Here is a 13,826-nt window from a genome sequence, read left to right as displayed (position 1 = left end):
GCCGTTGGTCCGGTCGGGGCGGGCGGGCGGGGGTCACGGCGCCGGGGTCACCCGTCGCCTACCGGGTGGGGCGGTTCACTCGGCGGCGGAGCTGCCGCGCCGGCGGAGGAAGAACACCACGCCGCCGCCGACCAGGACCAGGGCCGCGGCCACGCCGGCGATCATCGGGGTGGCGCTGCTGCCGCCGGTCTCGGCGAGGCCGGGGCCGCCGGTGGTGGTGCTGCTGCTGGAGCCGCCGTCGGTGCCCTCGCCGGTGGAGCCGTCACCGGTGGAGCCGCCGGCCGAGGCCGGGCTCGGGGAGTTGGACGGGCTGGGGCTGGCGGTGGCGCCGCCGTCGTCCGAACCACCAGTGGAGCCACCGACGGTCGACTCGACCTCGCACTCCAGGATGCCCTCGGCCACCAGGCGCTCACCGGACTCGTCGGTGATCACGATGGAGTACTCGGCGCCCTCCTCGACCGGGACCAGGACGGTGGTGGACTCGCCGGGCGCGGTGGTGTACTCCGTGCCGCCCAGGGTGAAGGTGTAGTCCTCGTCGCCCTCGTTGCTGACGACCACCTCGACGCCGCCGTCGACGCACTTCTCGGTGGTGTTGAACGCCGGGATCGGGCCGGTGTGCGCCTCGGGCTCCCACACCACGGTGGCGGAGTCGCTCGCCTCGGTGTTCTCGCTCCGGGCGAGGATCTGGGTCTGGCTGCGCTTGTCGTCCTTGTGGCCGACGAAGGCGCGGCCCACCGGGATGGTGGTGGCGGCGGAGACGCTCAGCTCGGCGCTGCCGGCCTCGACGTCCTCGGGGATCTGGACGAAGAACTCCTGACCCGGGGCGACGCTGCTGACCGGCTGCCCGTTCGCGTCCACCAGGGTGACGCCCTCGGGGGCCTCGCCCAGGACGACCTCGGCGCTGTCGAAGTTGCCGCTGGCGGTGATCGGGCCGACCCGCTCGCCGGCCTTGCCGGAGAACTGGTCCGCGGACAGGTCGATGGAGGCCGGCGGCTCCGCGATGTCCTGCGCGTTGTCCACCAGGTACTGGTACAGGGCCTCGATGTCGGCGCCCTGGACCGAGCCCTCGTCGGGGGCGCCGGTGAGCTCCACCTTGTCGGAGAAGTGCCAGATGGCGGCCTGGGTGGCGGCGGCGGCCTCCTTGTCGTTGAGCTCCTCGACACCGGCCTTGTCGGCCAGGCCGGCGAGGGAGTCCTCCAGACCGACGTAGCCGTTCTGCAGGATCCACATGATCTTGCCGGCGTCCCCGTTGCCCGCCAGCGAGCTCTCGTCCCAGCCGACCTCGTCGTACTCGGCCTCGTTCTGGGTCTCGGTGAGGAAGTCGATGCAGTAGGTGTAGATCGTGGACTGGTCCGAGAGCATGGTCATCTTGAACAGGCCGGCACCGATCGTGTCGGGCCCCTGGCCACCGATGGTGTAGTCGATGTCAGCGAAGCTGACCATGCCCGGCTCGAGACGAGCGTCCGGGGTCTCGTCCGCCTGCGCGGCCCCTGCGAGGGGGCCCGCCGTGGCGACAGCCGCCACGACGGTGGCGGCGCAAAGGCGATTGACTCGCCTTCGAACGTGCAACATAGATTCCCCTCCGTTGCAGGGCGGAAGGTAGCACGCCCTGCTAAGGCCAGAAAGATGGGAGCTCCCGTCCTGCCACGGGAAACCGTACGGGGAGCTTGAGACGCAGCAAGCGACTGCGCGGAGGCCACCATAACGGATGATCGGTCGATTGGTTCTGCCGGGTGAGAAAACGTCCCGATAGTCGACAGATCAATGAAACGGCTCGACGAGAAGAGACATCAGACGAACCAGAAGGGCAAACAACCGATCCAAATCTTATCTAATGAGCAATTGCCTCACTTGCGCCATATGGGCGCGATAGTCACTACAGCCACCTAACGCCCCCTTTATCACCCTAAACGGACATCAGCGCGCGCCACTGCCAGCACAGACGTGACCACCTGCCACGTCATCCTCTCCCGTCCCACACTGCTCACCAACCCCCCACTCCCACTCTGTCCCTCGTACGCCACGCCTCTCGCCCGTTCGGCCGTCCCGCCCCAAACCGCCGCCACGCGGCGCCCTGACGAGCCGCCGGAAGCACTCCGCCGACTACCCAACGCGCGGGGCGCCCCTCCGACGACTTGCCGCCACACCCGCCGGTCACCCAGCGGTGACGCACCCCATTCACCGCCCCGACGCCCCGAACACCCGTCATTAACACCGCGCCGCACGGCAATTCTGTTACGCACCTGGTACAGAACACCGGCCGCCGAACACCCGCCCCGGCTCCCCGTCCGGCCCTTTGCCCGCCGAATCCCGAGCGCCGCCGAGCCCGATTGCGGCCCTCGCTATGGTCGGCCCCATGACGCCCCGTTCCCCCGCGCCCCCGGCCCGCGCGCTGTGGCGCGGATGGGTGCACCTGCTGCTCGGCGGCGCGCTGCTGATGCCCTACATGCTGCTGGGGGCGCTCGTCGCGGAACTCGTCGGCGCGGGACGGGCGACCGACGGGTACGGCGCCGTGACGGACCCGCGCGTCTTCCTCGCCGTGCTCCCCGTGGTGGCGGCGAGCGGGCTGGTCCTGCCGGTCCGCCGGGTGGAGACCACGGCGGCCCGGGAACTGCTGGGCGTCGCGCTGCCCGACCCGGCCGACGAGCCACGGGAGCGGCCGTCGTGGGACCGCAGACGGCGCACCGCCGCGTGGTTCACCGCGCACCTGGCCGTGGGCGGGATCGCCGGCGGCCTCACGCTGGCCCTGGTGCCGTTCGCCCTCTGGATCATGACGCTGCCGTTCGTGGAGCAGCAGACCGCCACGGCGGGGGCCACCACCGCGCTGCCGTCCGGCTGGGCCGCCGCCTGGGCCCTGCCGGCCGGACCGGCCGTCCTCGCGCTGCTGGCCCTCGCCATCAGGGGCGCGGCGGCGGCGCTCGCCCGACTCGGCCCCGCGCTCCTCGGCCCGTCGCCGGCGGAGCGGCTGGCGCAGGCCGAGGCACGGAGCCGCCGGCTCGCCGAGCGCAACCGCCTGGCGCGGGAGCTACACGACTCGGTCGGCCACGCGCTGAGCGTGATCACCGTCCAGGCGGGAGCCGCCGCCCGCCTGCTGGACACCGACACGGAGTTCGCCCGCACCGCGCTGACCTCGGTGGAGGAGTGCGCGCGCAGCGCCCTGGAGGAACTGGACCACGTGCTGGGACTGCTGCGCGAGGAACGCCCGGACGGGGTCGCGCGGCAGCCCGCGCTGGGGGACCTGCCCGCGCTGGTGGAGCGGGCCGGAACGGGCGGACAGCGGGTGGAACTCGTGGTCGACGGCCCGCCGGGGACCGTGCCGGCGGCCGTGTCCCGGGAGGCCTACCGCATCGTCCAGGAGGGCGTGACCAACGCGCTGCGGCACGCCGGGGAGGTGCCGGTACGCGTGGGGCTGCGGGTGCGCGAGCGCGCCGTGGAACTGGAGATCACCAACGAACTGCCCGCGGCGCCACGAACCCCCGGCAGGGGGCGCGCGGGAGGCCGGGGGTTGATGGGGATGCGGGAGCGCGTGGAGGTACTTCGGGGAGAGATGGAAGCGGGAGAGATGGACGGGGCGTGGGTGCTGAAGGTGAGGTTGCCGTGGTGAAGGTGCTGGTGGTCGACGACGAGGCGCTGATCCGGGCCGGGCTACGCGCCGTGATCGACGCCGAGCCGGACCTGACGGTGGTGGGCGAGGCGGCCGACGGCGGCGAGGTCGTTCCCCTGGTGCGCGAAACGGCGCCGGACGTGGTGCTGATGGACGTGCGCATGCCGCGGATGGACGGGATCGCGGCGACGCGGGAACTGCTGGCGGCGGTGCCGGAGGCGCCCCCGAAGGTCCTGGTGGTCACCACGTTCGAGAACGACGAGTACGTCTACGAGGCGCTGCGGGTGGGGGCCTCCGGCTTCCTGCTGAAGCGGGCGCGGGCCGAGCAGATGGTGCAGGCGATCCGTGTGGTGGCCGCCGGCGACTCCCTGCTGTTCCCCACGGCCATCCGCGACCTGGCGACGCGCCACGGCGGCGGGGGGCGGGCGCTGCCGCGCTTGACGGAGCGGGAGGCGGGAGTGCTGCGCCTGGTGGCCAAGGGGCTGACGAACGCCGAGATCGCCGACGAACTGGGCGTCGGGACCGAGACGGTGAAGACCCATCTGGGCAACGTGCTGTCGAAGCTCGGCGCCCGGGATCGCACGCAGGCCGTGATCATCGCCTACGAGTCGGGCTTCGTCGACCGCTGAAGAGCGCCGCGCCCGCCCTGCTCCGGGCCCGCCACACCCAGCAGGCCTCACCGTGCACGGTGGGCGGCGGCTTGGTGCGGCGATCCGGCCACACCACGCGCGCGGTAGTGCCCCGCCCTCCGCCTCGCGGTTTCCCGACTGCCTCGGCAGCTTCGCGCCCGGTTGCCTCCGAGCTTCCCACCTGCCCTGCCGGCTACGGCTTCCCACTAGATCTCCCGCCGGCACCCCCGTCTTCCCACGCCCAGCTTCCTCCTGGCCCTCCAGGAATCGTCAGCGCCGCCTCCCCCAGGCCCTCATGGCACCCCCTGCCCGCCCCCGCCAGCTTGACCTGGCGAAATCCCCGTCTCTCGTATGCACATACCTGCCACCGCCGCCTTACAAGCATGCCCATGACACTTCTTCCCCACATCGGGCCCGGGCTTGCCCGCCCCTCCCCCTCCCCCTTTTCCCCGCCCCTCAATTCCCACCCCGCCCGCCCCCGCCCATGCCCGCTTACCCAGCCCACATCCCCGCCGCGCCCCCGTTTTCTCTCTCCCACCCTCGCTTTCCCCTACCCCTCCCCCTGCGCCGGCCTCCCCTCATCCACTCAACCCCGGAACCCGCCCTCCTCCCCGCCGGGCCCCCTTCAGCAGCCACCCACCCCTTCTCCTGTCACTCCAGGAACCCTTCCCCGCCACTTGCTTTGCCTGTTCCCTTCTCCGTTCCTCCTCCGCTCCACCGCTCCACCACTCCCCCAGCCTCTGCCCTGTTCCTCATGCCTGCGCCGAGGGCTCTTCGCTGCCCTCTCCCCCTCAGCTCTGCCCTCATCCCCTCAGGGCCCGGGCCACGCCGCTGGCTGGTCCGCGCTCGTGTGCTTCCCCAGGCGCCACACACCGCTGACTGGCTCGTGGCCTGCCCGGGTTCGCGCTCCTCCCCCGAGTTCGTCCTGGAGGGGGAGGTGGGGAGCAAGCCGCAGACGGTGCCGGGCGCGAACTCTCACACCCGGCGGGATCGCGGAGTTGACCGCGTCCCGGCGCCTGCCTCATGGCTTGGCTCCCTTCCTCCTTTCTTTCCTCTCCTCGGAAGGCCACCCGGTTGTCCGGTCCCGGGTGGCCGCTTGACTGTCCGGACTCCCCCGCTGCTCCCCTGTGGCGACGCCTCGGCGTGCGATCTGGCGCTCGTTCGGCCGCGCCGGGCCGGCCGACCGGGTGGCCGCCTCCGGGTGAGGCGGTGGTGACCCGGTCGGCCTCCAGCGCCGGGGCCCGTGGTGGCGCTGGACTTCCGCCCGTGGGAGCGTTGGCCCAGGGGCGGGAGGGAGCGGTGGCTCCCTGGGGGGAGGGGGAGGCCCCCGGGGGATCAGCGGGTGCGCGTGAGCGTCACCGTGTCCGGGGGCAGCGGATCGGCGTGGGGGCGGACGACCCTGCGGAACGCCGAGGTCCCGCGGGACAGGTCGTGTCCCACCGAGATGGCCTCGATCTCCGCGACCGTGTGGCGCTGTTTGTCCCCCTCCCACTCCCGCACCCGGAGTCTGCCCATCACCATGAGCGGGTCCCCCACGCTCACCGAGCCGGCGATGTTCTCCCCCAACATCTTCCACGCCACCACCGTGTAGAAACTGGAGGGGCAGTCCTTCCACCCACCCTTTTCCTTGTCGTACTTTCGCGGCGTGGAAGCCAGCCGGAACGTCACCATGGACGCCCCGCTGGGCACGACGAACGACTTCGGCGGCGTGGCCACGTTTCCTAGTACTGTCGTATAAGTGTCGAACACCAATGCCTTCCCCGTATCTACCCGGGCATCGCCGAAGGACTGCCCGTCACCACTGGTTGTTCAGCCGGCTGGATCTCTCCACGGCCAAGGATTCCCTTTATCCCCGTACCGGCGGAAGTCCCCTTCTCCAGCCTGTGGATAACTCCGTCCGCGCCTGTCGGCACCGTGGCACACAACCCCCGCGACTTCCGAACCGATCGGCGTCTCCACCACCCGGATGGCCCAGCGCGAACCCTGGGAACGTTCACGCGCCCCCTGCCGACCCCGGCCTGGCCCGGCCACACCCGGGGGCTAGCCAGCCGACCGGCCGCCCGCCCCGGTCAGCGTCCGAGCGGGTTCGGGACGTGCGAGCGGGAGGCGGGGGAAGGGCGCGGCGATCTCGCGGATGCCTACCGGATCCGGCCGATCCGGACACTCTCCGACACCATGCCTACCTCGGACGGTTCACCGCATAACGGGTCGGGGGCCGGGCCGTAACGAGTCCACAACTAACACCCGTCTGCCACCGGTCCGTCCATGTGCCAGTCGCCGGTGAACTGTCATCATCATGGCGACCTACTGGACGGCGCACCGCTCGGCCGGCCACGGCACCGCACGGAGCTCAACCGGCACCGGTCGGGGCACCGTCCTGGCGGTCCGGGTGATGATCACGGGAGCCGGGCACCGGCCCCCCTATCCTGGTGCATGGACACCGTACGGGGGAGGCTGGCCCACGACCGGGGCGCACCGGAACGCACGTGGCACGAACAGGCCGCCACAGGCCGTCGGCGAGCCCCCGTAGCTCAGTGGATAGAGCAGGTGCCTTCTAAGCACTTGGTCGCAGGTTCGAGTCCTGCCGGGGGCGCGGTCGGGCCCCGGCCCAGGAGCCTACTCCTGGGCCGGGGCCTTCGTGCTGCCGGGGCTGAGAACGGCCGAAAGGGGCTGTCGGGGAGGGTGCCGGGGAAGGGCCCCGGGCGCAGGGCGGGTGGGGCCGTTCGGGGGCGGGGCGGGGCCGACGGGGCCGTTCGGACGGCGCGTCCGGGGGAGGGACGGAATAAGGATTCGAGCGCGGGCGCGCGGAGCGGGCATGCTGGCCTGTGGCCCGGCGCCCCTGGCGCGCGGCCGGCTGCCCGCCCGTGGGCCGCTTATCCTTGCAACCGTATGGGAACGCCGCCAGTGACTTCTCCGCTCGCCGACCTGCGGGCCCGCCTGCCCGAACTCACCCTCCGCGACGAACGCCGCCTGCGGCGCCGCATCGACGGCCTCCGCCGGGCGGGTGGCGACGCCGAGACCCGTCGGGTCGCGTTGGAGCAGATCGCCGCCGAGGTCGAGACCGCCGAACGCCGGGTGGCGCGGCGGCGCGCCGCCGTCCCGACCATCCGCTATCCGGAGGCGCTGCCGGTCAGCGCGCGCCGGGACGAGATCCTGGCGGCGATCCGTGATCACCAGGTGGTGATCGTGGCCGGCGAGACGGGTTCCGGCAAGACGACCCAGCTGCCGAAGATCTGCCTGGAGCTGGGCCGGGGCGTGCGCGGGATGGTCGGCCACACCCAGCCGCGCCGGCTGGCCGCGCGCACGGTGGCGGAGCGGGTCGCCGAGGAGCTGGGGACGCCGCTCGGCGCGGCGGTCGGCTGGAAGGTGCGGTTCACCGACAAGGTGGGCGACGACACCCTGGTGAAGGTCATGACGGACGGCATCCTGCTGGCCGAGATCCAGCGGGACCGCATGCTCAGCCAGTACGACACGCTGATCATCGACGAGGCGCACGAGCGCAGCCTCAACATCGACTTCATCCTGGGCTACCTGAAACAGCTGCTGCCGCGCCGCCCGGAGCTGAAGGTGGTCATCACCTCGGCGACGATCGATCCCGGGCGGTTCTCCCGGCACTTCGACGACGCCCCGGTGATCGAGGTGTCCGGCCGGACGTACCCGGTGGAGGTGCGCTACCGGCCCCTGGTGGAGGACGCCGACGACGCCGAGGAGGGCGACGAGGGCGGCCGGGACCAGGTGCAGGGCATCTGCGACGCGGTGGACGAGCTGATCGCGGAGGGCCCGGGCGACATCCTGGTGTTCCTCAGCGGCGAGCGGGAGATCCGGGACGCGGCGGACGCGCTGGGCCGCCGCAACCTGCGCGACACCGAGATCCTGCCGCTGTACGCGCGGCTGTCGGTGGCGGAGCAGCACCGGGTGTTCCAGCCGCACACCGGCCGGCGGGTGGTGCTGGCGACCAACGTGGCCGAGACCTCGCTCACGGTGCCGGGCATCAAGTACGTGGTGGACCCGGGCACGGCCCGGATCTCCCGGTACAGCCACCGCACCAAGGTGCAGCGGCTGCCGATCGAGCCGATCTCGCAGGCGTCGGCGAACCAGCGCAAGGGCCGGTGCGGGCGCACCTCCGACGGCATCTGCATACGCCTGTACTCGGAGGAGGACTTCCTCTCCCGCCCCGAGTTCACCGACGCGGAGATCCTGCGGACCAACCTGGCCTCGGTGATCCTGCAGATGACCTCGCTGGGCCTGGGCGATCTGGCGGCGTTCCCGTTCATCGATCCCCCGGACCGCCGCAACATCCGGGACGGCGTTCAGCTGCTGGAGGAGTTGGGCGCCCTGGAGGTGGAGGGCGCGCGCGGTCGCGGCGGCGACGGCGGCCCGAACCGGGAGGACGAGGGCCGCGAGGGGGCGGGCCGGGCCGGGCGCGGCGAGGGGCGGCGGCTGACGCCGCTGGGCCGCAAGCTGGCGCAGCTCCCGGTGGATCCGCGGCTGGCCCGGATGGTGCTGGAGGCGGACCGCAACGGGTGCGTGTCCGAGGCGATCGTGGTGGCGGCCGCGCTGTCGATCCAGGATCCGCGGGAGCGTCCGGCGGACAAGCAGCAGGCGGCGGCGGAGAAGCACGCCCGGTTCGCGGACGAGACCTCGGACTTCCTGGCGTACTTGAACCTGTGGCGGTACCTGCGCGCGAAGCAGCGGGAGCTGTCCTCCTCGGCGTTCCGCCGGCTGTGCAAGGCGGAGTTCCTGAACTACCTGCGGGTCCGCGAGTGGCAGGACATCGTGGGGCAGCTGCGGCAGATGGCGGCCTCGCTGGGGATCGCGGTGCCGCAGGACGAGCCGCGGCGGCGTCCCCGGGGCGGCGGCCAGGGCGGGGGGCAGGTCCCGGCGCAGTCGGTGGACGACCCGGTGGTCGACGGGGGGACGGGCCCGGCGCCCACCGGGGACGGTGCCGGTGAGGGCGGGGACGCCCAGGTGGACGCGGACCGGCTGCACATGTCGCTGCTGGCCGGGCTGCTGTCGCACATCGGCCTGCGGGATCCGGAGAAGCAGGAGTACCTGGGGGCGCGCGGCGCGCGCTTCGCGGTCTTCCCGGGGTCGGGTCTGTTCAAGAAGCCGCCGCGGTGGGTGATGGCGGCGGAGCTGGTGGAGACGTCCCGGCTGTGGGGTCGGATCGCGGCCAAGATCGAGCCGGAGTGGGCGGAGGCGCTCGCCGGGCACCTGGTGAAGCGCACCTACAGCGAGCCGCACTGGGAGCAGAAGCAGGCTGCGGTGCTGGCCTTCGAGCGGGTGACGCTCTACGGGGTGCCGATCGTGGCGGGCCGGAAGGTCAACTACGGCCGCACCGATCCGGAGCTGAGCCGGGAGCTGTTCATCCGGCACGCCCTGGTGGAGGGGGACTGGCGCACCCACCACCGGTTCTTCAAGGAGAACCGGGAGCTGCTGGAGGAGGTCGAGGACCTGGAGCGCCGCGCGCGGCGGCGCGACATCCTGGTGGACGACGAGACGCTGTTCGCCTTCTACGACAGCCGCATCCCGGCGGAGGTGGTCTCCGGCGCGCACTTCGACGCGTGGTGGAAGAAGGAGCGCCGCAGCCGTCCGGAGCTGCTGAACTTCTCCGCGTCGATGTTGGTCAGCGAGCGTGCCGGGGACGTCAGCGAGCGGGACTACCCGGACGAGTGGGTGCAGGGCGATCTGCGGCTGCGGCTGACCTACCAGTTCGAGCCGGGCGCGGACGCCGACGGCGTGACGGTGCACGTGCCGCTGCCGGTGCTCAACCAGGTGTCGCCGGAGGGCTTCGAGTGGCAGATCCCGGGTCTGCGCGAGGAGCTGGTCACGGCGCTGATCAAGTCGCTGCCCAAGCAGGTGCGCCGGAACTTCGCGCCGGCGCCGGACCACGCCCGGGCGGTGTTGCAGCGGCTGCGCGGGTCCGACGAGGTGGGCCGGGAGCCGCTGCTGGACGTGCTGGGCCGGGAGTTGCGCCGGCTGCGCGGGGTGGCGGTGCCGCGTGAGGCGTGGGAGTGGGAGCGTGTCCCGGACCACCTGCGGATGACGTTCCGCGTGGAGGGGCCGAACGGGCGTCGTCTGGGCGAGGGCAAGGACCTGGAGGAGCTGAAGCGGCGGCTGCGGGGTCGGACCCGGGAGGAGATCTCGGCGGCGGCCGCGGCCGGCGGCTTCGAGCGGGAGGGCCTGCGCGAGTGGACCCTGGGCACGCTGCCGCGGACCTTCGAGCAGCGCCGTGGGGCGCACGCCGTGCGGGCGTTCCCGGCCCTGGTCGACGAGGGGGACAGCGTCGCGGTGCGCTCGTTCGCCACCGAGGCGGAGCAGCGGGAGGCGATGTGGCGGGGGACGCGCCGGCTGCTGCTGCTGAACTGCGCCTCGCCGCTGAAGTACGTGCAGGACCGGTTGTCGAACCGGGACAAGCTGGCGCTGGGGCGCAGTCCGCACGGCAGCGTGGCGGCGCTGCTGGACGACTGTGTGAGCGCCGCGGTGGACCGGCTGATGGCGGACGCCGGTGGTCCGGCGTGGGACGCGGAGGGCTTCCGGGCGCTGTACGACCGGGTGCGCGCGGACCTGGCGGACGTGGTGCTGGACACGGTGGTGAAGACGCACCGCATCCTGGCGGCCTGGCACGTGGTGGAGCAGCAGTTGCGCTCGGTGCGGTCGCCGGCGCTGCTGCCGTCGTTGGCGGACGCCCGGGCGCAGGTGGCGGAGCTGGTCTTCCCGGGGTTCGTGACGGCGACGGGCTGGCGGCGGCTGCCGGACGTGCTGCGGTACCTGCGCGGGGTGGAGCGGCGGCTGGTGAAGCTGCCGGAGTCGCCCGGGCGGGACCTGGAGCGCACCCGTGAGGTGGCGCAGGTGCGCGAGGAGTACCAGCGGCTGCTGGAGAGCCTGCCGCCGGCGCGGCGGGAGGAGCCGGAGGTGCGGGAGATCCGCTGGATGATCGAGGAGCTGCGGGTGAGTTTCTTCGCGCAGGGTCTCGGGACGGCGTATCCGGTGTCGGAGAAGCGGATCCGCCGGGCGATGGACCGGTTCGCGCCGTAGGTCCGTCCGGGGAGGTGGCCGTGGCGGCCGCGTGGGGCCTCGTGCGTGCGTGTGCGGGGCGCCGCGGCCGTCAGGGCACTCGGGTGAGCCATTCCATGGAGCTGAACTTGGTGGCGGCCAGTTCGCGGGCCCTCGCCATCTCCTCGTCGGTGATCCGGCCGGTGCTCAGGCCGTACCGGTCGCGGAAGGAGCCGACCATGCGGTCGATGACGGCTTCGCGGGGCAGGCCGGTCTGCCGGCGCAGCGCGTCGACGCGTTTTCCGGCGCTCCTGATGCCCTTGTCGGAGATCTTCTCCTTTCCGATGCGCAGCACTTCGAGCATTTTGTCGGCGTCGATGTCATAGGCCATGGTCACGTGGTGGAGGACGGCTCCGGGCTTTCCCCCGGGGCCGAGCATCCGTTTCTGGGCGGCGCCCGCGACCTTGCCGGCCTCGGTGGCGATGTCGTTGAGGGGCTGGTACCAGGCGCGGATTCCCATGTCGCCCAGGGCGGCGAGCACCCAGTCGTCGAGGTAGGCGTAGCTGTCGGCGAAGGACAGCCCCTTGACCAGGGCGTCGGGGACGGACAGTGAGTAGGTGATGGTGCTGTCCGGCTCCACGAACATGGCCCCGCCGCCGGAGATCCGGCGTACCACGGTGACGCCGTGGCGTTCCGCGCCCACCTGGTCGACCTCGTTGGCCAGGGACTGGAAACTGCCGATGATCACGGCGGGGGACGCCCATTCCCACACCCGCAGCGTGGGCGGGCGGCGGCCGGCGGCGACCTCGGCGGTGAGCACCTCGTCCAGGGCCATGTGGAGTGCCGGGGACTGCGGCCCGGTGTGCACGAGCTGCCAGTCGTAGTCGGTCCAGTCCGTGGCCTGGGCGAGGGCGCGGCGGACCGCGACGGCGACGCCCTCGGCGGTGAGTCCGTACATCACCGTGCCGGGTGGGAGGGCCGTCTCGACGCGGGCGGCCAGGCCTTCGGCATCGGTGTCGGCGGGGGCCCCTTCCAGTGCGGCGTCGATGGCGGTGAGCGCCTCGTCCGGTTCCAGGAAGAAGTCGCCGCCGACCCGCACGTTCCGCAGCACGCCGGCGTCGGCGTCGAGGTCGACCACGACCAGTTTGCCGCCGGGCACCTTGTACTCGCCGTGCACCGCTTCCGCCTCCGTCCGCCATGCCCCGGGCGTTCACGGTACCTCCGGAGCGGGCCGTCCGCCCGGACGGAACCGGCCACGGGGCCGGTCACGGCGGCGTCACCCCCGGCCGCGGATCGCCCGAGGCTCCTTCCGAAACTTTCTACACCGTCATCCCTGATAGCGCTCTCGGAACCATCGCCCCAGTCAGCCGCCCCCGCACCGTATCGACACGACACCATCATGACCAGCTTTAATGCCCCGTCAAGGAGTCCGGCGACGCGATGACCGCTCTTCCGAACGTTACCGAAACTATTGACACCCCGACAGCCCAGACCAACACTGTCGGCATCGACAGACCTGAGCCACTGTCGGTCCGGGGCACTGGCGCCACCCAGCGGTGCGTTGTCATGCGCATGTCGCCAGCGGCCGCGCGACGCCGCCGTCGGCGCGCGGCCGCTGGCGACCCGGCCCCGGACGGCCCCGCCGTATCACGCTGTCTGGCCCCCGCCAGCCTTCACGAGGAGGAAGCATGTACGAGGACGACGCCCCCGCCGACCCGATGAGCCGCCGGAGGTTCGTCGGCCGCACCGGCGCCCTGGCGCTGGTCACCACCGGTCTGCTGCTGCCCACGACCGGCACCGCCCACGCCCAGACCGTCACCTCGAACCAGACGGGCAACCACAACGGCTTCTACTACTCGTTCTGGACCGACGCTCCCGGCACCGTCTCCATGACCATGGGGTCGGGCGGCCAGTACAGCACCTCGTGGCGCAACACCGGGAACTTCGTCTGCGGCAAGGGATGGAGCAACGGCGGACGCCGGACCGTGCGCTACTCCGGCAGCTTCAGCCCCTCCGGCAACGGATACCTGTGCCTCTACGGGTGGACCTCGAACCCGCTCGTGGAGTACTACATCGTGGACAACTGGGGCACCTACCGGCCCACGGGGACGTACAAGGGCACGGTCACCAGCGACGGCGGCACGTACGACGTCTACCAGACGACGCGGTACAACGCCCCCTCCGTCGAGGGCACCCGCACGTTCAACCAGTACTGGAGCGTCCGGCAGCAGCGGCGGACGGGCGGGAGCATCACCACCGGCAACCACTTCGACGCGTGGTCCCGCTACGGCATGCCGCTGGGCAGCTTCAGCTACTACATGATCATGGCGACCGAGGGCTACCAGAGCAGCGGGAGCTCCAACATCACGGTGAGCGGGTGACCATCCCGCCCCCGGTGGGGACGATCCCGGCCCGGAGGGTCGGCACCACCTGACCCGGCCGGTCTCCCACGGCACGGACTCCCGCGACCCGGACTCCCGCGGTAGGCGACACCCCTCCCCAACGCACGGAACACCACGCCCGTGGCGCGGCGGCCCATGGCCACCGCGCCACAGTGCTGTCCACCCGGTCCGGCCCGGCCGGCTCCAGCCAGGTCC

Annotated in this window: 7 protein-coding genes and 1 tRNA gene; 5 read left to right on the top strand and 3 right to left on the bottom strand. The window is 72.2% G+C overall.

The features are described from left to right. Window positions 1-75 precede the first annotated feature (75 nt). Window positions 76-1,443, bottom strand: coding sequence for a thioester domain-containing protein (locus tag FHU37_RS26580; RefSeq protein WP_179817167.1), 1,368 nt, complete (start codon window positions 1,441-1,443; stop codon window positions 76-78). 913 nt (window positions 1,444-2,356) lie between these two features. Here FHU37_RS26580 and FHU37_RS29175 point away from each other — a divergent pair. After that, window positions 2,357-3,604, top strand: a complete 1,248-nt coding sequence (locus tag FHU37_RS29175; protein ID WP_281394839.1) for a sensor histidine kinase — start codon at window positions 2,357-2,359, stop codon at window positions 3,602-3,604. Next, window positions 3,598-4,233, top strand: a complete 636-nt coding sequence (locus tag FHU37_RS28730) for a response regulator transcription factor (protein ID WP_312892878.1) — start codon at window positions 3,598-3,600, stop codon at window positions 4,231-4,233. The genes FHU37_RS29175 and FHU37_RS28730 overlap by 7 nt, the downstream gene beginning before the upstream one ends. Before the next feature lie 1,335 nt (window positions 4,234-5,568). Here FHU37_RS28730 and FHU37_RS26570 read toward each other — a convergent pair. After that, entirely contained in the window at window positions 5,569-5,982 is a 414-nt protein-coding gene (locus FHU37_RS26570) for a single-stranded DNA-binding protein (protein WP_312892901.1), read from the bottom strand. 771 nt (window positions 5,983-6,753) lie between these two features. On the opposite strand from FHU37_RS26570, the gene FHU37_RS26565 reads away from it, so the two are divergent. Both FHU37_RS26565 and hrpA read left to right on the top strand, forming a co-directional pair. Further along, window positions 6,754-6,826 (top strand) — tRNA-Arg (locus tag FHU37_RS26565). 296 nt (window positions 6,827-7,122) lie between these two features. Beyond that, entirely contained in the window at window positions 7,123-11,271 is a 4,149-nt protein-coding gene (hrpA, locus tag FHU37_RS26560; RefSeq protein WP_179817165.1) for an ATP-dependent RNA helicase HrpA, read from the top strand. Between the two features lie 70 nt (window positions 11,272-11,341). Here the strand turns inward: hrpA and lplAB are convergent, their stop codons facing one another. Beyond that, window positions 11,342-12,406, bottom strand: a complete 1,065-nt coding sequence (lplAB, locus tag FHU37_RS26555; protein WP_179817164.1) for a lipoate-protein ligase LplAB — start codon at window positions 12,404-12,406, stop codon at window positions 11,342-11,344. 511 nt (window positions 12,407-12,917) lie between these two features. Between lplAB and xynA the strand changes: the two genes are divergently transcribed. Beyond that, on the top strand, window positions 12,918-13,610 hold the full coding sequence (gene xynA / locus FHU37_RS26550) for an endo-1,4-beta-xylanase XynA (protein ID WP_179817163.1): 693 nt from the start codon (window positions 12,918-12,920) through the stop codon (window positions 13,608-13,610). The last annotated feature ends 216 nt before the right edge of the window (window positions 13,611-13,826 follow it).

The organism is Allostreptomyces psammosilenae (assembly GCF_013407765.1).
Classification (GTDB): domain Bacteria; phylum Actinomycetota; class Actinomycetes; order Streptomycetales; family Streptomycetaceae; genus Allostreptomyces; species Allostreptomyces psammosilenae.
This window is presented reverse-complemented; position numbering and strand designations above follow the sequence as displayed.